This window comes from Mesorhizobium sp. M5C.F.Ca.IN.020.29.1.1 (genome assembly GCF_003997375.1).
GTDB classification, from domain to species: Bacteria; Pseudomonadota; Alphaproteobacteria; order Rhizobiales; family Rhizobiaceae; genus Mesorhizobium; species Mesorhizobium wenxiniae.
In genome coordinates, this window is the sequence record NZ_RZSW01000008.1 from 1 (window position 1) to 22,897 (window position 22,897).

Below are 22,897 nucleotides of genomic sequence, written 5' to 3' on the forward strand. Positions count from 1 at the left end.
GATCGCCGACAAGGCAGAAAAGTTTGTCGCCGGCCATCGCCGCGAAGCCTCGGGCGATCCGGATTCCCCGGGTATCGGACCGAAAAGTGCGCCGCGGTTTTCGGATAAATCCGATGCTTGAAGTGAAATGAGTCACGTCCGGTGAGCCCGGTCGAGAAACGCTCGGTGACCATTCGCGGCCATCGCACCAGCTATTCGCTCGAAAAGCCGTTTTTCGACGACCTCGTCGCCATCGCGGTCGCGCGCAAACTGACGCTCGCCGCCCTCGTCGCCGAAATCGACGAGGCCCGGCCGCGCGATGCCAACCTGTCCTCGGCGCTCAGGCTCTACGTCTTGGATTGGGCGAAGCGAAAGATGAAACCAGTCTAGGTCGAGCTATCCGCCGCCCAGCGACTTCAGCAGATTGTCGATCGACGAAGGTTCAAGCGTGGGTTTTGGCGCGGATTCTGCCGGCGGCGGGTTGTCATTGGCCGGTGGCTGAGGCACGCGCTCGATTTTCTGCGCCTGCTCAGCGGCGGCCCTGCGCTCTGCCTCGAGCTTTGCCTTTTCTTCCGCAGCGATCCGCATCGCCTCTTCCATCTTCCCGCGTTGCTGTTCTTCGGCCCCCGCCGCCTCGTCCGCCGCTTTTTGCGCCGCCCTGGCTCTCGTTTCGGCATCCGCCTTAGCCTTGGCCTCAGCATCCGCCTTGGCTTTGACCTCCGCTTCAGCCTTCGCCTGTGCATCCGCCTTGGCTCTGGCCTCCGCTTCAGCCCTGGCCTGCGCCTCGGCCTGGGCTTTAGCCTCGGCTTCAGCCCGCGCCTGCGCATCCGCTTTGGCCTTCGCCTCCGCTTCGGCTTGAGCCTTTGCCGCGGCTTCAGCCTTTGCCCTGGCATCTGCCTCGGCTTGCAGCCGCGCCGCCTCCTGCTGTTTGCGCAATTCTTCGGCTGCCCTCTCACGCTCGGCTTGCAGGGCCGCGTAGTAACGCACCTCGCGCCGCAGCCGCTGTTTTTCAAGCAGTGCCGCCTGCATGGCCTCGACCCGCTGCTGTTCCTTTTCCAGCGCGCGCTGGGTCAGGAACTGCGCCAGCGGCTCACTGTCGAATTGCCGCTTCGCGGCGCCGAACGGCCCGTCGACGCTGAAATTCACAGTCGGATCGGAGCCGACCAGCGCCTCGTCGCCGGGCCGATAAGTGATCGAACCGCTGGCGGCGACCGTGCTGGCGTTCAGGTCCGCCGTGATGTCGGCGGACAGCTTCGCCGCCGGATTTTCAAGATTGACCGGCGGTGCCCTCAGCGTGCCACCGGCGATTGTGAAGGCGACGTCGATATCCCCGGCCGGAAAACTGCCGTCCGCGGCGATCTGCGGCGCGAAGCGGGCAGTCTTTGCCGCATCGATATCGCGCCCGATCGCGTCGGCCTTGGCGATGAAGGCGCCAAAGGCGTCGGGATTGACACCGGCAATGGTCAAGCCCTTCAGCGCCGCCGTGCCGGAACCGGACAGCGCCGCAACCATCGCATCGACCGATTTGCCGCTGGTCGAGAGCGCCGCCGAGAAATCGCCGCTTCCGCTGATGCCGGCCTGTGGCAGCACGGTGGCCAGATCGGCGCCGGCAAGTTTCATCTGGCCGGAGAAAAGCCCGGTGCCGTCATTGTTCTTCAGCTCGAACAGCCCGGAAAGCGCACCGCCGGCGAACTTTGCCTTGAGGTCCGACACGCGGATGCCTTCCTGATCGAGCTTCAGCGAAAGCGCCGCGTCATAGGCCGTGGCCAGCGGGCCGGCGGCCAGCGATGCCGTGGTCAGGTCGAGCTCGGCGGTGAACGGCAGGCTGGACTTCTGGCTGAACGGGGCGGTCGGCCAAGCCCCGCCGGCGCCCAGGAAGGCCTGATCGCCAAACAGTGCCACCGCCATCGGATCGAGATCCAGTTCATCGAGTGCCAGCGCGCCGGCAAGATGCGGCAGCCCGTCCTTGACGTCGACATTGACATCGCCGGAAACCGCCGCCTCGTTGATAGCGCCGCTGAGCATGGACAGCACCAGAAGGCCGTTGCCGAAATCGGCGTCGGCCGCAAGCCACGTCGACATGCCTGTCCCCATCCCCGGCAAGCCAACGCCTGTCGTCATCAGCCACGGCTCGATGTCGGCGGCTTCCAGACTGACCTTGCCTTTGGCGGTGGGACCTTGTGGCGTGCCCGCGATCGTCCCGTCGAAACCGGCCTTGAAGTCGTTGCCGATGAGGTTGAAGCTCGTCGCCATGCCGCCGCCAAGCGTGCCTTTTGCCGAGACATCGGTGGTCGCCTCGCCAAGCATGCCGAGTGGCAACGCCGGCAGGCCGTAAAGCGCCAGAAGTGCGGTGGCGTCGGTATTCCTGGCGTTGAAGGTTAGCGACACCGGCGCCTCGAGAAGCCGGTCGGCCACCCCTTTGCCGGACAGCGACGCCGAAAACGCCGAACCGCCGGCCTTGCCTTGCGCGCTGACTGCCAGGCCTGTCGTGCCATCGCCGTTGGCGGCGGCACTCGTCACCAGATCGACGCGCGCATCCTGGAACAGCTCGGGATAGGCCGCCGCACGCCCCGCCAACCCCTTCAGCACGGCATTATCAGGATAGTGCTGCGCCGCGACATCGACCAACGGCTTGAGGTCGACGGCGACTAAGGAGGCATCGAGCTTGCCGGTCGGGCTCACCGGGAAATCCTTGATCCGGCCGGTGGCGCTGATCGAGGCGCCGGCGAGCCCGCCAACCGAGAGCCGGTCGATTTCGAGCAGACCCTCGCGCAGCCTAAGCGCCGTATCGACCGTATCGGCGGTCAGCCCGCCGGCACTGACCGGTCCGGCCTTGATCTGGAAATCGAGGTCGCGGTCGGAAAAACGGTTGGCCCCCTTGTCGCTGATGAAGATCGAGGCGAAGGCGGCGAGGCCGTCGACATCGAGTTCGCCACCTTCGAGCCGCATCAGCACCGACGGCCTGGCCTCGTCGGGCTGGCTGGAATCGATGCGACCGGAAAATTTCGCCTTGCCGAGAACGAGTTCGAGGTCGCTGAAGGCCTGGCGCTTTCCGGTCAGGTCGACCTTGGCCTTGAAGCCGGCGGCCGGCAGTCGGCGGATCGCTTCGTCGACATCCCTCGACAGCCAGGCGGCAAAGCCGGAAGGCTGCGCCACCGCCAGAAGCAGCGAACCGGTGAAGCCGAAGTGATCCTCGACGCTGAGCATGCCATTTGCTTCCAGCCTGGCACGGCCGGGCAGTGTCGCGGCCAGCGACTTCACTGACCAGCCAGCATCGGCCGGCTCAGCGGAAAGGCGTACGTCGCGAACCGTCGTGTCGCCGGCCACCACCGCCGGCAGCTTCACCTCGACGGTGCCCGGTATGGTCGGCTTGGGCAGCTCGAGCAGAGCCTGCTCCAGCGCCGCGACACGCGCCGACAGCGTCAGCCCGGCGCCGGCCGCGGCGCCGACGGCTTCATCGAACTGTACCTGAGCGCCATCGGCCTCGATCGAAAAGCTTGGGTTCGGCCCAAGCTCGACGGCAGCCTTGCCGTCGGCGGTGTATGGGTTGTCGAGCGGCCCGGTCTCGAAGCGGAATTCGTCGACCCCAAGTTTCTGGTGGTCGAGCGAAAACTTGCCGTTCAGCCTGAACCCCGGCTCCGGCTTGCCTGCGCTGGCCTTCATCATCTCACCGTCGGTGCCTTGAAGCTGCGCCGAACTCTTGTCGGCACCATTCTTGTCGGACCTTGCGACCTTGAACTGGCCCGAATAGATGGCCGCGCCGTTGACGATGCCGGCATTGCCGTCGGCTTCGATGACCAGCGGATAGGCGTCCGGATCGGCCTTGAGCCTGAGCCGCATCTGCCCGTCGCTACCGGCCTTGCCGGTGGAGGCGACGACCATGCTGCGCAGACCGTCGAGCCGCAGCGAACCATCCATCCGCCAAGGTCCGGCCAGCGATTTGGCAGAGATCGTCGAATTGATCTCGGAAAGGAGATGGCTGCGCCCGCCGGCGGCATGGCGCAGTGCGATCTCTCCGTCCGTCACCGTCAGCTTCTCGATCGAGATCTGGCTGGGATCGAAGGGCGACGACGGGCGTATCGCCCAGTCGACCGTGCCGTCGGCGGCAATGTCGATCGTAGCCTTCGGCCGCACCAGCCGCATGTCGAAGATCAGCACTTCCCCGCTCAGGAAGGGCGCCAGTTCCGCATCCATCGAAAAGGTCTCGACGGTCATTGCCGGCTGGCCGCCGGGGCCGCCGGCAACAGTGACGTTCGAGAAGGTCACCGACGGAAACGGCAGCAATTTCGCCGTCGCATCGCCCTGAACGGTTACCTTACGGCCCAGAATGGCGCTTGCCTCGCGCTCGAAATCGGCACGGTAGCCCGTCCAGTCGATAAAATACGGCACCACCAGCGCCGCACACAGCACCAGCACGAAAAGGCCACCGAAGATCACGAACAGGCGTGCGAGCATGAGCTCCGAGCAGTTGATTGAAAAATCAGCCGCACTCTATCCGCATCGGCGTGTCGATAAAGAGGCAAAGCGATCGCCCCGAGAGCAAAAAGCTCTAGTCGGCCGGCAGTATCTTCCCAGGGTTCATAATATTCAGCGGATCGAGCGCCTGCTTGATCGTGCGCATGATGTCGACGCTGTGGCCGAGTTCATGGCGCAGGAAGCCGACCTTGCCTTGTCCGATGCCGTGCTCGCCGGTGCAGGTTCCGTCCATGCCGATCGCCCGCATATTCAGCCGCGCGACGAACTCTTCCGTTGCGGCGATTTCCTTCGGATCGTCCACGTCCATCAGCACCAGCACATGGAAATTGCCGTCGCCGGCATGGCCGACGATCGGCGCGATCAACCCCATCTCGGCGATATCGGCCTCGGTTTGCGTGACGCATTCGGCAAATCGCGAGATCGGCACGCAGACGTCGGTCGACAGCCCCTTGGCGCCGGGCCGCAGCGCCAGCGACGACCAATAGGCGTCGTGCCTGGCCTTCCACAGCTTCGTCCGTTCCTCGGCGACGCTGGTCCACAGGAATGGTCCGCCGCCATATTCTTCGGCGATCATGCCGAAAGTCTCGGCCTGCTCGGCAACGCCGGCATCACTGCCGTGGAATTCGACGAACAGGCATGGGCTTTCCGGGTAGTCGAGTTTCGAATAGTTCTTCATCGCCCGCATCTGCAGCGCATTGACCAGTTCGATGCGCGCCACCGGAATGCCCATCTGAATTGTTGCAATCACCGCATTGCAGGCCGCCTCGACGCTGGGAAACGGGCAGACGCCGCCGGAAATCGCCTGCGGAATGCCCTGCAGCTTCAGGGTCAGCTGGGTGATGATGCCGAGCGTGCCTTCGGAGCCGATCAGGAGCCGCGTCAGATCATAGCCGGCCGAGCTCTTTTTTGCACGCTTGCCGGTCGTCACCGTCTCGCCGTCGGCCATCACCGCCGTCAGCGACAACACATTCTCGCGCATCGTGCCGTAGCGCACGGCATTGGTGCCCGACGCCCGCGTCGCCGCCATGCCGCCGAGCGATGCATTGGCGCCCGGATCGATCGGAAAGAACAGGCCGGTGTCGCGCAAGTGCCGGTTGAGATCCTCGCGCGTCACGCCGGGCTCGACCGTGCAGTCGAGATCCTGCGGGTTAACCGCGAGGATGCGATTCATCCGCGACATATCGACAGAGATGCCGCCGCCCGGCGCGTTGGTATGACCTTCCAGCGATGAGCCGACGCCGAAAGCGATCACCGGCACGCGATGCGCGGCGCAGGCCGACACGATCTCCTGCACCTCCGCCGTCGTCTCCGGAAACGCCACGCCATCCGGCGCCTGGGTCGGAATGTAAGTGGTGGTATGCGCGTGCTGGGCGCGGATCGCCTCGCCGGTCTGGAATCTCTCGCCGAGCCGCTGCTTGAGGATGCCGAGCACCGCGGCGATCCCTTCTTCGTTGCGCTCGACCGGACTGAGGTCGCTCAGAGCCATCTATTCCTCCGCGAATGGACCAGTGTCCACCCTTGTTATGGACTTATGGATGGGTAGTCTCACCGACCACGCTCTGTCCAGCCAGAAGGAAGTTTTCGATGTCCACCCCCGCCCCCTTCGTCTCTCCTCCCATGGCCATCGAGAAGGACTGGATCGACTACAACGGCCATCTCAACATGGCCTATTACAACGTGCTGTTCGACCGCTGTTCCGACGAAGCGTTCGAGATGATGGGGATGGGGCTGGATTATGTGAAGCAGCGGCGGCTGACCATCTACACGGCGGAAGTCCATGTCTGCTATATCAGGGAGCTGCATCTCGACCACAAGGTCAATGTCTCCTTCCAACTGCTCGACCATGACGACAAGCGGCTCAGAGCCTACCAGGAAATTCGTCATGTCGACGGTTGGCTCGCTGCCACTTCCGAATCACTGTCGCTGCATGTCGACATGTCCGGTCCGAAGGTGGCGCCCTTCCCGGCCGATGTTCTGGCCAAGGTGGAAACCATGCGCGCCGCCCATGCGGCGCTGCCGATGCCTGAGCGCGCCGGCCGTTCGATCGGTATTCGTCGCAAGACGCTTGAACCGCAGTCCGACCGCCGTTAACCTTACAAGGTTTTAACGTGAACAAGTCGAATTGAGGCGTTGAACGACTCAGCGCGGCGTTGGAAAACCCTCCGCATCGGGTTGATAAGGGGGCGGAGCTGAAGCGGTTCGGGAAACGTGCATGAAAACCGACATCAAGGTCGAGGCGGACAGGCTGGCAGCCGATCCACGCATCAGCGACTATGATTTCTGGCGCTCGCTGAAGAACCTCAACAATGAGATCTTTCACATCGCCAACAACAACGAGCCGATCCCATTCGCCATGGTCCGCTGGCGCGCCATACTGAAGCAAGCGCGGATGAAACGCGGGCATGCCTGACGGCAGCGCTTAATTCCTTAACCGTCAGGGCTGCCGCTTCACTGCCCCCAGCGGCGAGCGCGCTACCACCGGTGACGACTGGATGATCGCGGTGTTGGTCATCGCAAACGGAATGATGCGGTCGATCACCCGTTCGAGCTCGGCCACGGAGCCGACATGCGCCAGCGCGACGAAACAGTCCTCGCCGGTCACCCGGTCGCATTGCGCGATTTCCGGCAAGTCGCGGATGATCTCGGCCACCACAGCCAGTTGCCCGGGCACCGGCCTGATCCGCAGCCATGCCGACAGTTTCATGCCGAGCGCGGCCGGGTTGATCCGCACCGTATAGGCCTCGATCACGCCGCTCTCCTGCAGCCGCTTGATGCGTTCGGCTACGCTCGGCGCCGACAGGCCGACGGAACGCGCCAGTTCGGCGGTGCTGGTGCGCGCATCCTTTTCCAGCAGGCGCAGGATCTTCAGGTCAGCCGCATCCAGGTCGGTATTTTCGTTTCGAAGGCGTTTCAGACAAAACTCCTTGGTTTTGGAAAAGAGCTTATCTCTTTGGCCGACTATCAGCCATATAAATCCAAAAAACTGCCTGCGATAATGACCTCATGGATGATCCAGCGCAAGCTCCGGCTGCAATCCCTGCCCTCGCCGGGCCTGTCTTTGGCAAGCTGGCGACCTCCCTGCCGCCGCATGTCTGGTTCGGCGTCAGTGCCGTGTTCCACTATCTCGGGCCGGCTTTCGCCGTGCTGCTTTTCCCGCATGTCGGCGTGCTCGGCATGGCCTGGCTGCGCATCGTCACGGCCGCCCTCGTCTTCGCGCCACTGACCCGGCCCTGGACGGTCTTCGCCGGCGCCGACCGGCCCACACGACTGCTGCTTCTCGCCTTTGGCGCCTGTCTCGGCGTGATGAATTGCTCCTTCTACCTGGCACTCAACCGATTGCCGATCTCGTTGGTCGCGGCGATCGAATTCGTCGGCACCATCGGCGTCGCGCTGGTCGGCGTCAGAAGCCCGCGCAACCTCGCAGCTCTTGTCATCGCCGTCATCGGCACCTTGCTGCTGATCGACGTCAAATGGTCAAGCGACCCGATCGGCCTGCTCTGGGCCTTCCTTAACGGCGCGCTGTTCGTTGGCTACATCGTGCTTGGCCATCGCGTCGCCCGCGCCGGCGCTGGCGACGGCATCGCCGGCCTGGGTGCCGCCATGGCGGTCGCCTTCCTCATCGTGCTGCCGGTCGGCTTCACCGATGCGCTGCCGGCTTTCTCGGCGCCGCCACTGCTCATCGCCGCCATCGGCGTCGGCATCTGCTCGTCGGTCATCCCCTACATCTGCGACCAGCTTGCCATGTCGCGGCTGCCGCGCTCGAGCTTCGCGCTGATGCTCTCGTTGCTGCCGGTCACCGCCACCCTGATCGGCGTCATTGTGCTCCGCCAGATACCCGGCCCTATCGATTGCATCGGCATTGCGCTGGTCATGGCCGGAGTCGCTTTTCACAAACCGGCAAATGCCTGATCAGGCAAGCTTCTCCTTGAGAAAGGCGATCGTCCGGCCCCAGGCGAGGTCCGCCGCGTTCTTGTCGTAGCGGGCCGCGGACGTATCATTGTTGAAGGCATGATTGGCGCCTTCATAGACATAGACCGTGTACTCGACCTTGGCGGCATCGAGTTCCTTCTTGAAGGCGTCGATACCGGCATTGATGCGGGTGTCGAGCCCGGCATAATGCAGCAGCAGCGCCGCCTTGATCTTCGGCACATCCTCGGCCTTCGGCTGCATGCCGTAATAGGCGACAGCGGCAGCCAGATCCGGCGTGTTGGCAGCCAGCGTGTTCACCGTGCCGCCGCCCCAGCAGAAGCCGACCGCGCCGACCTTGCCGTTGCCATCCGCGTGTTCTTTGAGGAAAGCGACTGTTGCGACCGCATTGGCGCCGACCTGTGCCGGGTCGAGCTTGGAAAACAGGTCACGCGTCCTGTTTTCATCGGCCGGCGTGCCGCCGAGCGGCGTCATGAAGTCCGGCGCAAGTGCCACGAAGCCTTCCAGCGCCACGCGCCGCGCCACATCGCGTATATGCGGGTTGAGCCCCCTGTTCTCATGCACGACCATGACGGTGCCGAGCTTGCCGGACTGGCCGGCCGGCTTGACCAGATAGCCCTTCATCTCGCCGCCGCTGCCGGGATAGCTGATGTCCTCGCCCGTCACGCGTGAATCGTCCTCGGCAACGATCGCTGCCCGGGCCGAATTCGCCGCCAGCAGGGGCGCAATTGCGGCCGCCGCCGCACCTGATCCGGCAAGCCTGGTCAACTGTTCCATGAAGCGCCGCCGGTCGAGCGTCAGATGCGTGTATTCGTCATAGGCGTCTATCATCGCCTGGGTAATGGCGGGTCTCGTGACGGCTGGGCTGGCAGGGCTCGGTTTTGTCATGGCGCTCTCCTCGGCTTCGGGAACACCCCCGCCGCGCAACATAGGATGGAAGCCCTCATGGTCCAGTCACGGATGAGTGAGGCTGTCGTCGACGGTGCCGTTGCGATGCTTGTGAACGATCTTGCCGGTCCTGAGATCGACGCCCGCGACAAAGCCCCGGGGCGGCGACTGACAGGGAATACCGAGCGGCGACAGAAACGGCTTCAATATCACTGCGTAAGGCGCACCGTCATTGCGGTTTAGGCCCTGGTCGCTGCCCTTTGTATCGCCCGGCGGCGGCACGTCCGCGTGCGGGGCCAGCTTGGAGATGTGTTCTACCGGATTTGTAAGTTCCGGCCTCGATCGAGAACAAAACGGAGACACTTCTGGCCTTTCGCTGCCGAATCACTACATTCGGGGACAATGTCCGGCTTTTCGGAAGATATGCCTTTTTTTGACGAACCGAACGCGCGGCCCGTGGCCCCGTCGGGCATTGCTGCGCGTGCCATGGCTGCGCGCAGCGGCCACAACAAAGCACCCGATTATCTGAACGGGCTCAACCCCGAGCAGCGGCTGGCGGTGGAAACCACCGAAGGCCCGGTTCTTGTGCTGGCCGGCGCCGGCACTGGCAAGACGCGCGTCTTGACCACCCGCATCGCTCACATCCTCGCCACCGGCAAGGCTTTCCCCTCGCATATCCTCGCCGTCACCTTCACCAACAAAGCGGCGCGGGAGATGAAGCAGCGCATCGGCATGCTGATCGGCGAAGGCAATGTCGAGGGCATGCCGTGGCTCGGCACCTTTCATTCGATTGGTGTGAAGCTGCTGCGCAGGCACGCCGAGCTTGCCGGGCTCAAATCCGACTTCACCATTCTCGACACCGACGATGTCGTGCGCCTGATCAAGCAGCTGATCCAGGCCGAAGGGCTGGACGACAAACGCTGGCCGGCCAAGCAGTTCGCCCAGATGATCGACGGCTGGAAGAATAAGGGGCTTGGTCCCGCCGACATTCCCGAGGGCGACGCCCGCGCCTTCGCCAACGGCAAGGGCCGCGAGCTCTACAAGGCCTACCAGGAGCGGCTGAAGACGCTGAACGCCTGCGACTTCGGCGATCTTCTCTGCCACCCGATCCGCATCTTCCGCGCCAATCCGGACGTGCTGAAGGAATACCATAAGCGCTTCCGCTACATCCTCGTCGACGAATACCAGGACACCAACACCGCCCAATACATGTGGCTGCGCCTGCTGGCGCAGCGGCCGGATGCCGGACGTGCTTCAACGTCGACAGATCTGCGATCGGCCGAAGGCCGCAAGCCCGACCGGGCATCCGAGCCGTTGCGAGGCCCGCGCGGAGGGCCCGCGCCGGCAGGCGCAGAACAGCCCGTGAGCGTGAATATTTGCTGCGTCGGCGACGACGACCAGTCGATCTATGGCTGGCGCGGTGCCGAGGTCGACAACATCCTGCGCTTCGACAAGGATTTCCCCGGCGCCACCATCATCCGACTGGAGCGCAACTACCGCTCCACCGCGCACATCCTCGGCACCGCCTCCCACCTCATCGCCTACAATGAAAGCCGCTTCGGCAAGACGTTGTTCACAGAAAAAGTCGCCGAGGACGACGAGAAGGTGCATGTCCATGCCGCCTGGGATTCCGAGGAAGAGGCCCGCGCCGTCGGCGAAACCATCGAGGCCTACCAGCGGCAGAAGCACAATCTCAACGACATGGCCATTCTTGTCCGCGCGTCCTTCCAGATGCGCGAGTTCGAAGATCGTTTCGTCACGCTCGGCCTCAACTACCGCGTCATTGGCGGCCCGCGCTTCTACGAGCGCCTCGAAATCCGCGATGCGCTGGCCTTCTTCCGCGTCGTCGCCCAAGGGGCAGACGACCTCGCCTTCGAGCGCATCGTCAACGTGCCGAAGCGCGGGCTGGGCGAAGCCACCATCCGCCAGATCCACGACACCGCCAGGGCGCTTCGCATCCCGATGCTGGAGGCTGCGGAAAAACTCGCCGAGAGCGACGAGCTGAAGCCGAAGCCGCGCGCGGCGCTGCGCGAGGTCGCTGCCAATTTCGAGCGCTGGCAGAAGGCGCTGGAGACGACGCCACACACCGAGCTCGCCGAGACCATCCTGGAGGAGAGCGGCTATACCGACATGTGGAAGAACGACCGCTCGGCGGAAGCGCCCGGCCGGTTGGAAAACCTCAAAGAACTGATCCGCTCCATGGAGGAGTACGAATCGCTGCGCTCGGTCCTCGAACATGTCGCACTGGTGATGGACGCCGAGCAGAACGCCGAGCTCGACGCCGTCAACATCATGACGCTGCATTCGGCCAAGGGCCTCGAATTCGAGACCGTTTTTCTCCCTGGTTGGGAGGAAGGTCTTTTTCCCCACCAGCGCGCGCTCGACGAGGGTGGCCGCTCGGGGTTGGAGGAAGAGCGGCGGCTGGCCTATGTCGGGCTGACCCGCGCCAAGAAGAACCTGCATTTGTGGTTCGTCTCCAACCGCCGCATCCACGGCCTGTGGCAATCGACCATCCCGTCGCGCTTCCTCGATGAATTGCCGGAAGCCCATGTCGAAGTCGCCGAGAGCGGCAACAGCTACGGTGGTTACGGCAATTCCTACGGCGGCGGTTCTTTTGCCCCGGGACGTGGTGGCCGGCAGAACCCCTATGGCGCGTCGCGCTTCGACAATGTGGGCGGCAATACAGGCGGCACTGAGAAATCCGGCGCCTTCTCCAGCACCTATGCGACGCCGGGCTGGCAGCGCGCGCAACAGAACCGCACCGAGGCGACCGACCGCAACTGGGGCTCGCGTTCCGGCCACCAGGTCGAGCGCATCGGCTATGGCGAAACCGACTCAGGCTATGGCGCCGGCCGCACCTCGATCAAGGGCCGCACCATCGACGGCGAGCTGGTCGCCAAATCCGTCGCCGACAAGCCGTCGGCCTTCAATGTCGGCGACCGCGTCTTCCACCAGAAATTCGGCAACGGCAATATTTCGGCCATCGAAGGCAACAAGCTGACCATCGACTTCGACAAGGCCGGCCAGAAACGCGTGCTGGACGGGTTTGTCACTGGAGTGTGAGGGGTCCTGCCCCTGCCTTTAGCGATACCGCGCCTGGTTCCATTTGTGGCCGAGCAGCGACAGGATGATGATCAGCCCGTTGAAGAACTGGACATAGAAGCCGCTCAGGCCTGCCGCGACGACGCCGGTCTGGATGAACGACACGGTGACCGCGCCAATCGCACCGCCGACAACCGTGCCGATGCCACCCCAGGTCGGCGTGCCGCCGACGAACACCGATGCCAGCACCGGCAGCAGGTATCCGTCGCCAGCCGTCGGCCACCAGGTGAAGTTGATCATCACCGAAAACGTGCCGGCGATCGCAGCGCCAATGCCAACGAAGACGAACACCTTCACCCTGACGCGCTTGACGTCGATGCCCATCTGCTGGGCGCTGTCGGGATTGTCGCCGACCACCTTGACCTGCGCGCCGAAGCGATGCCGGTTGTAGAGCAGCGCCGACAGCACGACGAAAGCGATGGCCCAGAAGATCTGCACCGGGATGCCATAGAGTTGGCTGGAGAAGATCTGGTAGGCCCAGCTGTCGGCGAGGCTGGTCAGCGCCGTCGACCTGCCCTCATTGATGATCTGGATCAGGCCGCGCAGCAGGAAATTCATGCCAAGCGTGGCGATCAGCGACGACAGCCCGCCATAGACGACCAGCGACCCGACCAGGAAGCCGAGCAGCGTGCCCGTGGCGATGGCGGCGGCAATGCCGAGGAACGGGTCGTAGCCGGCCTGCACGACCAGCGCGAACACCCAGGAAGCAAAGCCCATTGTCGCCGGAAACGACAGGTCGATCTCGCCGCAGGTGACGACGAACACCAGCGGCACCACCACGAACAGCGCCACCGGCAGCGTGGTGAGCACGGAACTATAGAGATACCAGGTGGTGAAAACGGTCGGATTGGCGATCATGAACACCGCCATCATGACGATGAACACGGCAAGCGTGCCGAGCGCGGCGCGGTTGTCGAGGATGAAACCGCGCAGCCAATTGTCGGATGGATGTCTCCACTCTTTCCCGGCGGCCTCATTATGCGTGCCGCCGAGGGGACTCTTCAGATCGGGTTCCATGGTCTTGCTCATCGCGCTGCCCTCCCCGCATCGCCGGCCTCGTGCAACCCGGGCAATCCGCCGGGGTGGGCTAGGTCTTCCATGAAGTTGATCAGGTCTTCGGCCGACTTGACCTCGCTGCGGCCGGCGGTGAACGCCACCTTGCCGCGGTCGAGCACCACGAAGCGATCGGCAATGTCGAAGACATGATGGATGTTGTGGCCGATGAACAGGATCGAGCGCCCGCTCGCCCGCACCTGGCGCACGAAGTGGAAGACCTTGGCGGTCTCGGTCAGCGACAGCGCCGTCGTCGGCTCGTCGAGGACAATCAGCTCAGCCTTCTTGTAGATGGCGCGGGCGATGGCCACGCCCTGGCGTTCGCCGCCCGAGAGCTGGCCGACGATCGAGTGCGGCGTGAACACCTTCGAGGTGAAGCCGATCTCGCGCATCAGCCGGCTCGCCTCCTCGATCTCCTTGTTGACCTTCAGCCAGCCCAGCCAGCCGGTGAGTTCGCGGCCCATGAAGATGTTGCGCACGATCGTCTGCTGCACGGCGAGCGCCCGGTCTTGGAACACCGTCTCGATGCCGGCGTCGCGCGAGCGCGCGGCGCTCCATCCAGTCACCGGCTTGCCGCGCACCAGGATTTCGCCGCTGGTCGGCTTGACCACGCCCGACAGAATCTTGATCAGCGTCGATTTGCCGGCGCCGTTGTCGCCGATCAGGCCGACGACCTCGCCACGGTCGACGCTGAGATTGACCCCGCCCAGCGCGTAGACCTGACCGTAGGACTTGCTGATGTCGCGCAGTTCGATGATGCGTTCGGCCATCGGATCCTCGCTTGATTGTCGCTTACCGGCCTTTTCCGCCGGCGGTCCCGCCGGCCGGGGTCGATCCCGGCCGGCGGCGGCTTGGGAGGTCAGCGCAGCGCCTGCTTGGCGAGTTCGGCGACGATCTCGTAATTCTGCGGCGTGACGAAGCCGGCACCGGTGTCGGCATTCATCGGCGCCAGACCCAGCACCACCTGCTGGCAGAGGCTGAGGATCGGCAGATAGCCCTGCAGGAAGGGCTGCTGGTCGGCGGTGAGCTGCACCCAGCCGCCCTTGAAGGCTTCGACGATCTGCGGGCTGGTGTCGAAGCCGAAATTGAAGATGTCGCCCGGCTTGCGTCCAGCCGCCTGCATGTAGGTGGCGACGTTGCCGAGCATCTGGCCGCCGGGATAGCCGACCGCCTTGACGTCGGGATTGTTGAGCAGTGCCGCCGTGAGCACCGGAATGGCCAGATTGGGATCGGAAGCCCATTCTCCGCTCGGCGGCGAGGGGAGCTGGATGACCTCGAGGCCGGCCTCCTTCAACACGGCAACCGTGCCGCGCTCGCGCGCGCCGCGGGCCTCGTTCTCGAAGGGGCCAATCATGATCGCCTTGTCGCCGGCCTTGAGCCCGGCAAGCTTGAGCGCTTCGGCGCCAAGCGCGCGGCCCTGCTGCTCCTGCTGGGCGCCGACATAGCCGCCGCCGAACGCCGCCACCACCTTCGGCACCGGCACGTTCTGGTACATCATCTTGATGCCGTCCTTGTGCGCCTGTTCGGCGAGCGGCATGATCGAGGCTTCACCAGGATGGCCCATCATGGCGATGCCGCCGGGCTTGACCGCGACGGCCTCGCGCAGCTGCTGCACCATCTTTTCGGCGTCCCACTGGGAGAAGATGTAGTCGACCTTCGGTCCGAGATCGGCCGCCGCCTGCTTGGCGCCATTGTAGACGATGGTGCCGAAGGCGTCGCCCTCGGCGCCGCCGACGAAGAAGCGGATATGGACGTCCTTGCACCACTGGGCGTCGAGCGCCTGCGCCGGCAAGGTGGAGATGGCGGCGGCGAGCGCCGTGGCGGCCGCCACGACGGTCGAGCGCAGAACTGTCGTTCTCATCGCGATGCTCATGCACGTTCCTCCCATTGTTCCCTCGCAAGCCGAGGGGTTTCGACGAATGCTTCGGCTTTTCGCCGCAATGCTTCACTGACCGGCCCTCCCGCCGGCCGGATTCTCAAGCCGGATTTGGCAGGTAGCTGGCACCTCCCCGGCATTGCTTGAGGTAATCCAGCGCCCGCACCTGGCCGGTAATCTCGAGGTCCCCGCGATAGACCGGGTCGTGCCAGCCTTCGATGTCGATGGCACCCTTGTATCCGGCCAGCCGCAATTCGCTGATCACCCGCGTCCAGTCGCTGTCGCCGAAGCCGGGCGTGCGCATCTGCACGAATGGCAGGCGGCCGAACACGCCATGCTCGCGGATCACGTCCCAGCGCACCGTCGCGTCCTTGCCGTGGACATGGAAGATGCGCGGCGCCCATTTGCGGATCTGCGGGATTGGATCGATCAGATAGACGAGCTGATGGCAGGGTTCCCATTCCAGGCCGAGATTGTCATCGGGCAATTCGTTGAACATCAGCTCCCAGGCGTCCGGATTGTGGGCGATGTTCCAGTCGCCGCTCGCCCAGTTGCCGTCCATCGCGCAATTCTCGAAGGCGATGCGCACGCCCTTGTCAGCGGCGCGTTTGGCCAGCGGTTCCCACACCTCGCGGAAGCGCGGCAGGCTGTCGGGCAGCGGCTTGCCGCGAATCCGGCCGGTGAAGCCGCTGACCATGCTGGTGCCGAACAGATGCGCGTTGTCGATGATCGTTTCCCACGCATGGAGGACGCCGCGATCGATCTCGCCGCTCTCCAGCGGATTGCCGAACACGCCGATCGACGAGACGATGACATCGGCATCGCCGATCGCCTCGCGGATCTCGCCCGCCAGCCGCGGAATGTCCTTGCCGCCCAGCGTCTGCCAGAAGAACGGCTGGATGCTCTCGAAGCCGAGCGGCAGGATCGCCTTGATATAGGCGGCCGGGTCGTCGAGATTGGCCCGCACCATTGTGCCGATCCTGATGTCGAGCAGCGGGTTTGGCATCATGATCCTTCCTGTGCAGCGATGGCGACCCGGCGCCCGGTCTCGGCGCTCTCGATCGCAGCGAAAACCATGGCCAGGCTCTTGATGTTGTCGGCGCCGCGCGTCTCCGGCTCGGTGCCGGTCTCGACGGCGCGGACGAAATCCTGGATGATGCCGAGATGGCCGCCAACGCGATCGGCCGGGTCGAGCGGCGGCACGGCTATCGGTGCGGTGCGGTCGAACAGGCCTTCACGGACCGGCTGCACGATTTCCGCCTTCAGCCCGTCCTCGCCGTCCCAGACAATGCTGCCGCGCTCGGCGACGATCCGCCATGTGCTGTCCCAGCTGGTGCGGAATCCGGCCGCGCACCAGCTGCCGGCATAGGTAAACAGCTTGCCGCCGCCTAGGTCGAAGCTTGCGGTTGCCGATGACCCTTGCCGATACCAGGAATTGGCCGGCTCCCACTCCTGGCAATAGACACCGGCCGGCTCGCCGGCCACCATGTAGCGGGCGGCATCGAATGTGTGGATCGCCATGTCGAGCAGCAGCACATGGCGCATCTCCTCGCGAAAGCCGCCGAAATGCGGCGCGACGAAGAACTCGGCATGGATGCTGGTTGGCGCACCAATGGCGCCGGAATCGAGAAAGCGCCGGATGCGCCTGACATTGGCGACATAGCGGCGGTTCTGGACGACGGCATGGATACGCCCGGCGCTGCGGGCGGCCTCGACGATGGCACGCGCATTGCCCGGGCTGTCGGCGAGTGGCTTTTCGGTCAGCAGGTGGCAATGATGGGCAAAGGCGGAAAGCGCAAGCTCGCGGCGTGCGGCGGGAACCACCACGTCGAATACCGCGTCGGGCCTGGTCTGGTCGAGCACGGCGTCGAGGTCGATTCCAATGATGGCGCTCGAAAGCTCGTATTCGCGCGCCCTCGCCCGCGCCCTTTCGACGTCGATATCGACCAGGCCGACAATGGCTAGCCCGTCGATCTGCCTGGCTGCATCGAGCCAGGCCTTGCTCATCGCGCCGCAGCCGACCAGGACGACATTCATCATCCAGTGCTCCTCCCTCTCGGCCCCTCCAGACCGATCGTCACGGCGTTCACGGCAGGGCTGTGAATGTTTTTCCGTAAACGTTTACGACAACACACCCGATGGCGTAGAATGTCAATCGGCCGGCTGTGAAAAATCGTGGCGTCGGTTGGCCCGGAGAGCAGCCGGTGCTAGCCAAGCAAGGGGGAGAACTGTCCTTTGGCGTCCAGCATTCACGACCTTGCGCGTCACCTGAACATTTCGATCGGCACGGTGTCGCGCGCGCTCAACGGCCGCGCCGACGTCAACGCCGACACACGCCAGCGCGTGCTCGATGCGGCCAAGAAGCTGAATTATTCGCCGAACCAGTCCGGCCGCAGTTTGCGGCGCGGCGCCACCCATTCGATCGCCTTCATGCTGCAGCCGCATCCGGGCGATCAGGAATATGGCGAGCCGTTCTTCATTCCGTTCCTGACCGGGTTGCAGGCCAAGCTCGCCGAAAGCGGACTCGACCTGATCGTGGTGATGGGCGCGCCGGGCGACTATCAGCAGGAGCGCCTGCGCCGTGTCGTCGAGACCCGGCGGGCCGATGCGGTGGTGCTGGCCTGGACGCGGCGCGAGGACGAGCGCATCGACTATCTGACCCAGGCGGGTTTCCCGTTTGCGACGCTCGGCCGCAGCCGCTCTGGCGGCGATGCCTACCCCTCGCTCGACCTCGACTTCGAAAAAGCCGGGGCTGACGCGGTCGATCGTCTCGTCGCGCGCGGCCACCGCCGCATTGCGGCCATCCGCCCGTCGCTCGATCTCAACTTCGGTTATCTGTTCCTCACCGGATATCGCAAGGCGTTGCGGCGGCACGGCATCGAATTCGACCCCGAACTGGTCGCCGACGGCTTCATCAACGAGGCCGGCGGCTACGCGGTGACTCCTGAGGTGATGCGCTCCAAGGATCCGCCGACCGCCATCATCTTCAACAATGACGCCATGGCACTTGGCGGCTGCAAGGCGCTGGCCGAGATGGGCATCAGGCCGGGTCACGACATTGCGGTGATCGTCATCGTCGACACGCCGCTCTGCCGCTATTTCTCACCGGCGCTGACCGGCTTCCGCCCTCCCCTGGAGCCGATGGGACGGCGGCTGGCCGAAATGTTGTTGGCGTCGATTCCGGCCTTCGCCGGCCCTGAGGGGGCCCGGATCATCCGCGAGGTCTGGCCGCTGGAGCTGATCGCACGAGACAGCGATTGATGATGCCCTTCCCCTCGTTGTTGTGAAAAGAAATACCTGAACGAAGTGAAGGCAAATGAGGGGTGTTGGAAAAAATCCAACGCATCAACGGCAAGGGCGAACTCGGTCGCTTCGGCCTGCACAAAAGCGTTGGGCACCGACCGCAAGAGAAAGATCTCAATTGCCCTCTACATCGCCGCCATCCCGCTGGCCTTCGTCAATCAGTGGATCGGCGTCGCGCTCTATATGCTATGGCGCTGGCCGCACCTCCATCAAGGGCCGCACCATCGATGGCGAGCTGGTCGCCAAATCCGTCGCCGACAAGCCGTCGGCCTTCAATGTCGGCGACCGCGTCTTCCACCAGAAATTCGGCAACGGCAATGTTTCGGCCATCGAAGGCAACAAGCTGACCATCGATTTCGACAAGGCCGGCCAGAAACGCGTGCTGGATGGGTTTGTCACGGGGGTGTGAGGACGCCGCGACAACGCTGTCGCCGGCCGCCGGAGAGCGGCGGCCATGTATTCCCTAGCTTGCTCCTGACAAGGTTTGACGCTATTGCCGGTGGCGCTGCGCAAAATTATCTTTTAACTTCAGTGCGTTGGTAAGGAGAATCCATGGGCAAGGGACGGGTCGAAGCGTTTACCGATGGCGTCGTCGCCATCATCATCACCATTATGGTGCTGGAATTGAAGGTGCCGCACGGCGAGGATTTTTCAACCCTGGCGCCACTATGGCCGGTCTTCCTCAGCTATGTCTTGTCCTTCATCTATGTCGGCATCTACTGGAACAATCTGCACAACATGTTCCACACCGTGCAGCGCGTCGACGGCCGCGTGCTATGGGCGAACCTCAATTTGTTGTTCTGGCTGTCGCTGATGCCGGTCACCACTGCCTTCATGGGCGAAAACCATTTCGCGCCGGTTCCGGTCGCCGTCTACGGGGCCGAACTCGCGCTGTGCGCGGCCGCCTACATCATCCTCGCCGTCATGCTGCATCGGTTGCACAGCAACGATACCGCCTTTGCCAGGGCGCTGGGCAGCGACCGCAAGGGAAGGATCTCGCTGGCCCTCTATATCGCCGCCATTCCGCTGACCTTCATCAGCCAGTGGATCGGCGTCGCTATCTACGTCCTGGTCGCCATGATCTGGTTCGTGCCGGACAGGCGCTTCGAACGGGTGATCGAAAAATAGGCCTGCTGGAGCATTTTGCAGCCAAGTGGAATCGCTTGGCGTCGCACAAATGCGGCTAAAACAAACAGATAGAGCGGGATGCGCCATTTAATAAGAATGCGTTCCGCTCTAGCCTCGCATCGCCTTCAGCTTTTCCGCCACCGAGGCCGCAAGGTCGGCATAGCGCTCCTCAAGCCGCTCGGCCGCCTTGATCACCGAAAAATCATGACCGAATTTCTCCAGCGCCATGCGCAGCTTCTCGACAAATTCGGCTTGCTTTTCGAGCGCCGAAAACAGCGTCTTCACTTGCGCTTCGCTGATGTCGGGATTGGCAAGCATTTGCGGCACCTCGCGGCTCATCTGGTCGCCGGTGGCGGTCTGTTCTTTCAGGATCTCGATCCAGTCGGTCAATCGGTAATCTCCTTCTTACGCGGACAGCATGCGCAGCGCCTGCCGATGTGGTCAACCCAAGGACGCCAAAGCGGGCTTGCGCGAGCCCCGCGCCGCGTTAAGTTCGGGCGCAACTTGAACGAGGACGCTATAGCCATGACCACCGATGCCGAAATCCAGAGCGCTTTGCTTGCCCTTGCCTCCGGCAATGTTGCCGTCATCACCGGCGGCGCCAGCGGCATCGGCCTTGCCGCGGCCAAGCGGCTGGCGGCGATGGGCCTGAAAATCGTGCTGGCCGATATCGGCGGCCCGCGGCTCGATGAGGCTGCCCGCGCCGTTGCAACGATTGCCGGCGACAGCGCGGTGCTTGCTGTCGCGACCGACGTTTCCAAGCCCGACGAACTCGACCGGCTGGCCGAAAAGGCGTTCGGTGCCTTCGGCGGCGTGTCCCTGTTGATGAACAATGCCGGCGTCGGCAACAATCCCGGCAAGCCCTGGGAAAACCGCGACGCCTGGAAGCGGCTGCTGGACATCAATTTCTGGGGCATCGTTCATGGCGTCGAGGCCTTCACACCGCGCATGCTGGCGACCGACAGGCCGGGCCTGATCGTCAACACCGGCTCCAAGCAAGGCATCACCACGCCGCCCGGCAACCTTGCCTACAACGTCTCCAAATCAGGCGTGAAGACCTTCACCGAAGGCCTGGCACACGCGCTGCGCAACGAGCCCGGCGCAAAGGTTGCGGCGCATCTGCTCATTCCGGGGTTCACCTATACCGGCCTGACCGAAGGTGCGACCGAAAAACCCGCCGGCGCCTGGACCGGCGAGCAGGTGATCGACTTCATGCTGGCCGCGCTGGTGCGTGGCGACTTCTACATCCTGTGCCCCGATAACGAGGCGACACGGCCCATGGACGAAAAGCGCATGGCCTGGGCGATCGGCGACATCATCGAAAACCGCCCTGCTCTGTCGCGTTGGCACCCGGACCACAAGGAAGCGTTCGCGGCGTTCATGGAAAGCTGACGCTCACGCCGCATGCGTCTTCGAGCCGGGCTTTTGCGCCGCGGCTTTCTTGAGCGCCATATCGGCGACCTGCCGGTCATGCCGCTTCGCCGCGCGCTCACATTTTTCGCGGATCTCCTGAACCTCGGATTCGGTCAGATGCTCGATACCGATAAAGCTGTTTTTGGCTTTGCTGACCCGGATCAATTCATCGAGCTTCGCCTGGATCGCGGCGCCATCACGGTTTTGGGTATTCTGGATGAGGAACACCATCAGGAAGGTGACGATCGTCGTGCCGGTATTGATGACGAGTTGCCACGTATCGGAAAACCCGAACATCGGTCCGCTTGCCCCCCACGCAACAATGATCAGGAAACAGACGGCGAATGTCGACGGCAGACCGGCGAGATGGGCAACGTAGTTGGCGATCCTGGTGAAAAGCTTCTCTATCATGGCAGGAGAAACAACCAGCATCCGCTCCGGGTTCCCTTGCACGGAGGGATTTCACGGATATAGCCGTGCACGCGCCCGCAAGATCAGGGTATTTCGTTATCCCAGACGTCGAGGAAGGCCTCGATGGACAGCGTCTGCATGTCGGGGACTGCCTTGGCCAGTCTCTCGGGCGGCCAGTCCCACCAGGCGAGGCTTTCGATCCGCGCGGCGACGTCCGCCGCGAAGCGTTGGCGCAATTGCCTGGCCGGAACGCCGGCGACAATCGCGTAGGCAGGTACGTCGCGCGTCACCACAGCGTTGGCGCCGACGATCGCGCCATTGCCGATGGTCACATCAGGCATGATCACCGCGCCATGGCCGATCCAGACGTCGTGGCCGATGCTGACGGACTTCGCCCGCCGCCTTTCCCGAAACGCCCCGTCGACGCCCAGCCAGCGAAAATATTCGTTCGGGCGATAGCTGATCTTGTGCTGGGTCACCCGCTCAATCGGATGCTCCAACGCGTTGATGCGGCTGTTGGCGGCGACCGAACAGAACTTGCCTATGGTCGTGTAGATCGCCTCGGCATGACGTTCGAAATAGGAGAAGTCGCCGACCGATACCTCGCGCAGGATGACCCGCTCGCCGATCGAGGCGTAGCGCCCGAGCTTGCACGCCTTCAATTCCGCTGTCGGATGGATGCGCGGCTCAGGATCCTTGGGGACAAGATTTTCGGGACGGTCCATGCCCGCGGCTTTACGCCCGAGCGATTGGTCCCGCAAGCGGGACCGATCGTCCGTCAGAGCAATTGCGGTCGCCTATTTCGGCTTGCCGTTGGTCCACACCACGTTCTGCCCGTAGAGCGGCACGGTGGTGACCGACATTTTCGCCGAGCCGTCCTGCACCTGGCGCGAATGCGACAGATAGATCAGGGTGTCGTTGGCCTTGTCGTAGATGCGGTTCACCACCTGTTTCTTCCAGATCAGGCTGATGCCTTGCTTGAACACCTCTTCGCCGGCCTCGCTCATGTCGATCTCGCCGATGGTGATCGGCCCGGTCTGGCGGCAGGAGATCGAGGAATCGGACGGATCTTCGAACCAGTTGCCCTTCTGCAGGCGGTCAATCATCCCGCGTTCGAAATAGGTGACGTGACAGGTCACGCCTTCGACCTTCGGATCCTTGATCGCCTCGACGATGATGTCGTTGCCGAGCCAGTCGACACCGACCTTGCCGACCTCCTGAGCGGCGGCTGCGCCGGCACCGACGACGAGGCATGCGGCCAAAGCGCCGCCGGTCAGTTTTCGCCCAATCAGTCTTTGCAAGGGAGCCTCCTGCGGTTTCGAGTTTCGCCGGTCTCAGGTG

General features: G+C 63.8%; 21 protein-coding genes and 2 pseudogenes. 9 read left to right on the top strand and 14 right to left on the bottom strand.

What is annotated here, in order from left to right; translation table 11 throughout:
• Nucleotides 1–141: 141 nt before the first annotated feature.
• Nucleotides 142–369, top strand: a complete 228-nt coding sequence (locus EOA85_RS01580) for a ribbon-helix-helix domain-containing protein (protein WP_029351392.1) — start codon at nucleotides 142–144, stop codon at nucleotides 367–369.
• Nucleotides 370–375: 6 nt separating this feature from the next.
• Here EOA85_RS01580 and EOA85_RS01585 read toward each other — a convergent pair whose 3' ends face one another.
• Together EOA85_RS01585 and EOA85_RS01590 are read right to left on the bottom strand one after the other, a co-directional pair.
• Nucleotides 376–4,434 carry an AsmA-like C-terminal region-containing protein gene (locus tag EOA85_RS01585; RefSeq protein WP_127208087.1) on the bottom strand — a complete coding sequence of 1,353 codons (4,059 nt, stop codon included), beginning with the start codon at nucleotides 4,432–4,434 and terminating at the stop codon, nucleotides 376–378.
• Nucleotides 4,435–4,528: 94 nt separating this feature from the next.
• On the bottom strand, nucleotides 4,529–5,941 hold the full coding sequence (locus tag EOA85_RS01590; protein WP_065010283.1) for an FAD-linked oxidase C-terminal domain-containing protein: 1,413 nt from the start codon (nucleotides 5,939–5,941) through the stop codon (nucleotides 4,529–4,531).
• 98 nt (nucleotides 5,942–6,039) lie between these two features.
• Here EOA85_RS01590 and EOA85_RS01595 point away from each other — a divergent pair, with 98 nt between their 5' ends.
• Complete coding sequence (locus EOA85_RS01595; RefSeq protein ID WP_127208088.1) at nucleotides 6,040–6,546, top strand: thioesterase family protein; 507 nt, start codon at nucleotides 6,040–6,042, stop codon at nucleotides 6,544–6,546.
• A gap of 121 nt (nucleotides 6,547–6,667) precedes the next feature.
• Nucleotides 6,668–6,865 carry a hypothetical protein gene (locus EOA85_RS01600; RefSeq protein ID WP_065010285.1) on the top strand — a complete coding sequence of 66 codons (198 nt, stop codon included), beginning with the start codon at nucleotides 6,668–6,670 and terminating at the stop codon, nucleotides 6,863–6,865.
• Nucleotides 6,866–6,889: 24 nt separating this feature from the next.
• Here EOA85_RS01600 and EOA85_RS01605 read toward each other — a convergent pair whose 3' ends face one another.
• On the bottom strand, nucleotides 6,890–7,369 hold the full coding sequence (locus EOA85_RS01605; RefSeq protein ID WP_065010286.1) for an Lrp/AsnC family transcriptional regulator: 480 nt from the start codon (nucleotides 7,367–7,369) through the stop codon (nucleotides 6,890–6,892).
• 89 nt (nucleotides 7,370–7,458) lie between these two features.
• Here EOA85_RS01605 and EOA85_RS01610 point away from each other — a divergent pair, with 89 nt between their 5' ends.
• On the top strand, nucleotides 7,459–8,364 hold the full coding sequence (locus EOA85_RS01610; protein ID WP_065010287.1) for a DMT family transporter: 906 nt from the start codon (nucleotides 7,459–7,461) through the stop codon (nucleotides 8,362–8,364).
• On the opposite strand, the gene EOA85_RS01615 is transcribed toward EOA85_RS01610, so the two are convergent.
• Both EOA85_RS01615 and EOA85_RS01620 read right to left on the bottom strand, forming a co-directional pair.
• On the bottom strand, nucleotides 8,365–9,270 hold the full coding sequence (locus tag EOA85_RS01615) for a dienelactone hydrolase family protein (RefSeq protein ID WP_065010459.1): 906 nt from the start codon (nucleotides 9,268–9,270) through the stop codon (nucleotides 8,365–8,367).
• A gap of 90 nt (nucleotides 9,271–9,360) precedes the next feature.
• A pseudogene (locus tag EOA85_RS01620) lies at nucleotides 9,361–9,558 on the bottom strand (hypothetical protein); the annotation flags it as partial.
• 114 nt (nucleotides 9,559–9,672) lie between these two features.
• On the opposite strand from EOA85_RS01620, the gene EOA85_RS01625 reads away from it, so the two are divergent.
• Nucleotides 9,673–12,333, top strand: a complete 2,661-nt coding sequence (locus tag EOA85_RS01625) for a UvrD-helicase domain-containing protein (protein ID WP_127208089.1) — start codon at nucleotides 9,673–9,675, stop codon at nucleotides 12,331–12,333.
• A gap of 18 nt (nucleotides 12,334–12,351) precedes the next feature.
• On the opposite strand, the gene EOA85_RS01630 is transcribed toward EOA85_RS01625, so the two are convergent.
• From EOA85_RS01630 to EOA85_RS01650, 5 genes are all read right to left on the bottom strand, one after another.
• Complete coding sequence (locus tag EOA85_RS01630) at nucleotides 12,352–13,401, bottom strand: ABC transporter permease (protein ID WP_065010289.1); 1,050 nt, start codon at nucleotides 13,399–13,401, stop codon at nucleotides 12,352–12,354.
• On the bottom strand, nucleotides 13,398–14,195 hold the full coding sequence (locus tag EOA85_RS01635; RefSeq protein WP_095518636.1) for an ATP-binding cassette domain-containing protein: 798 nt from the start codon (nucleotides 14,193–14,195) through the stop codon (nucleotides 13,398–13,400). Before EOA85_RS01635 ends, EOA85_RS01630 begins: the two co-directional genes overlap by 4 nt.
• 89 nt (nucleotides 14,196–14,284) lie before the next feature.
• Nucleotides 14,285–15,298, bottom strand: coding sequence for a substrate-binding domain-containing protein (locus EOA85_RS01640; RefSeq protein ID WP_127208090.1), 1,014 nt, complete (start codon nucleotides 15,296–15,298; stop codon nucleotides 14,285–14,287).
• Nucleotides 15,299–15,401: 103 nt separating this feature from the next.
• A complete protein-coding gene (locus tag EOA85_RS01645; RefSeq protein WP_127208091.1) occupies nucleotides 15,402–16,310 on the bottom strand; it encodes a sugar phosphate isomerase/epimerase in 909 nt (302 codons plus the stop codon).
• The gene (locus EOA85_RS01650; protein ID WP_127208092.1) at nucleotides 16,307–17,341 is read right to left on the bottom strand and encodes a Gfo/Idh/MocA family oxidoreductase; all 1,035 of its coding nucleotides are present in this window, start codon (nucleotides 17,339–17,341) and stop codon (nucleotides 16,307–16,309) included. The genes EOA85_RS01645 and EOA85_RS01650 overlap by 4 nt, the downstream gene beginning before the upstream one ends.
• Before the next feature lie 195 nt (nucleotides 17,342–17,536).
• Between EOA85_RS01650 and EOA85_RS01655 the strand changes: the two genes are divergently transcribed.
• The 3 genes and pseudogenes from EOA85_RS01655 (at nucleotide 17,537) to EOA85_RS01665 (ending at nucleotide 19,732) form a co-directional block, all read left to right on the top strand.
• Complete coding sequence (locus EOA85_RS01655) at nucleotides 17,537–18,562, top strand: LacI family DNA-binding transcriptional regulator (protein ID WP_127208093.1); 1,026 nt, start codon at nucleotides 17,537–17,539, stop codon at nucleotides 18,560–18,562.
• Between the two features lie 232 nt (nucleotides 18,563–18,794).
• Nucleotides 18,795–19,013: pseudogene (locus EOA85_RS01660) on the top strand (hypothetical protein); the annotation flags it as partial.
• 143 nt (nucleotides 19,014–19,156) lie between these two features.
• Complete coding sequence (locus EOA85_RS01665; RefSeq protein ID WP_065010296.1) at nucleotides 19,157–19,732, top strand: TMEM175 family protein; 576 nt, start codon at nucleotides 19,157–19,159, stop codon at nucleotides 19,730–19,732.
• Between the two features lie 108 nt (nucleotides 19,733–19,840).
• On the opposite strand, the gene EOA85_RS01670 is transcribed toward EOA85_RS01665, so the two are convergent.
• A complete protein-coding gene (locus EOA85_RS01670; protein WP_029351415.1) occupies nucleotides 19,841–20,122 on the bottom strand; it encodes a hypothetical protein in 282 nt (93 codons plus the stop codon).
• A 135-nt stretch (nucleotides 20,123–20,257) separates the two neighbouring features.
• On the opposite strand from EOA85_RS01670, the gene EOA85_RS01675 reads away from it, so the two are divergent.
• A complete protein-coding gene (locus tag EOA85_RS01675; protein WP_127208094.1) occupies nucleotides 20,258–21,124 on the top strand; it encodes an SDR family NAD(P)-dependent oxidoreductase in 867 nt (288 codons plus the stop codon).
• A 3-nt stretch (nucleotides 21,125–21,127) separates the two neighbouring features.
• On the opposite strand, the gene EOA85_RS01680 is transcribed toward EOA85_RS01675, so the two are convergent.
• From EOA85_RS01680 to EOA85_RS01690, 3 genes are all read right to left on the bottom strand, one after another.
• Complete coding sequence (locus tag EOA85_RS01680; protein ID WP_164759441.1) at nucleotides 21,128–21,556, bottom strand: low affinity iron permease family protein; 429 nt, start codon at nucleotides 21,554–21,556, stop codon at nucleotides 21,128–21,130.
• Between the two features lie 83 nt (nucleotides 21,557–21,639).
• Nucleotides 21,640–22,281, bottom strand: a complete 642-nt coding sequence (locus tag EOA85_RS01685) for a DapH/DapD/GlmU-related protein (RefSeq protein ID WP_127208095.1) — start codon at nucleotides 22,279–22,281, stop codon at nucleotides 21,640–21,642.
• Nucleotides 22,282–22,353: 72 nt separating this feature from the next.
• Nucleotides 22,354–22,857, bottom strand: a complete 504-nt coding sequence (locus EOA85_RS01690) for a CreA family protein (RefSeq protein WP_127208096.1) — start codon at nucleotides 22,855–22,857, stop codon at nucleotides 22,354–22,356.
• Nucleotides 22,858–22,897: the final 40 nt, after the last annotated feature.

Bases quoted from the DNA above. Each gene is read 5' to 3' on its own strand.
- EOA85_RS01625 (WP_127208089.1), top strand. From the start codon at position 9,673: ATGTCCGGCTTTTCGGAAGATATGCCTTTTTTTGACGAACCGAACGCG.
- EOA85_RS01640 (WP_127208090.1), bottom strand. From the start codon at position 15,298: ATGAGCATCGCGATGAGAACGACAGTTCTGCGCTCGACCGTCGTGGCG.
- EOA85_RS01650 (WP_127208092.1), bottom strand. From the start codon at position 17,341: ATGATGAATGTCGTCCTGGTCGGCTGCGGCGCGATGAGCAAGGCCTGG.
- EOA85_RS01595 (WP_127208088.1), top strand. From the start codon at position 6,040: ATGTCCACCCCCGCCCCCTTCGTCTCTCCTCCCATGGCCATCGAGAAG.
- EOA85_RS01665 (WP_065010296.1), top strand. From the start codon at position 19,157: ATGGGCAAGGGACGGGTCGAAGCGTTTACCGATGGCGTCGTCGCCATC.
- EOA85_RS01630 (WP_065010289.1), bottom strand. From the start codon at position 13,401: ATGAGCAAGACCATGGAACCCGATCTGAAGAGTCCCCTCGGCGGCACG.
- EOA85_RS01675 (WP_127208094.1), top strand. From the start codon at position 20,258: ATGACCACCGATGCCGAAATCCAGAGCGCTTTGCTTGCCCTTGCCTCC.
- EOA85_RS01645 (WP_127208091.1), bottom strand. From the start codon at position 16,310: ATGATGCCAAACCCGCTGCTCGACATCAGGATCGGCACAATGGTGCGG.
- EOA85_RS01635 (WP_095518636.1), bottom strand. From the start codon at position 14,195: ATGGCCGAACGCATCATCGAACTGCGCGACATCAGCAAGTCCTACGGT.
- EOA85_RS01600 (WP_065010285.1), top strand. From the start codon at position 6,668: ATGAAAACCGACATCAAGGTCGAGGCGGACAGGCTGGCAGCCGATCCA.
- EOA85_RS01615 (WP_065010459.1), bottom strand. From the start codon at position 9,270: ATGACAAAACCGAGCCCTGCCAGCCCAGCCGTCACGAGACCCGCCATT.
- EOA85_RS01585 (WP_127208087.1), bottom strand. From the start codon at position 4,434: ATGCTCGCACGCCTGTTCGTGATCTTCGGTGGCCTTTTCGTGCTGGTG.
- EOA85_RS01685 (WP_127208095.1), bottom strand. From the start codon at position 22,281: ATGGACCGTCCCGAAAATCTTGTCCCCAAGGATCCTGAGCCGCGCATC.
- EOA85_RS01610 (WP_065010287.1), top strand. From the start codon at position 7,459: ATGGATGATCCAGCGCAAGCTCCGGCTGCAATCCCTGCCCTCGCCGGG.
- EOA85_RS01590 (WP_065010283.1), bottom strand. From the start codon at position 5,941: ATGGCTCTGAGCGACCTCAGTCCGGTCGAGCGCAACGAAGAAGGGATC.
- EOA85_RS01680 (WP_164759441.1), bottom strand. From the start codon at position 21,556: ATGATAGAGAAGCTTTTCACCAGGATCGCCAACTACGTTGCCCATCTC.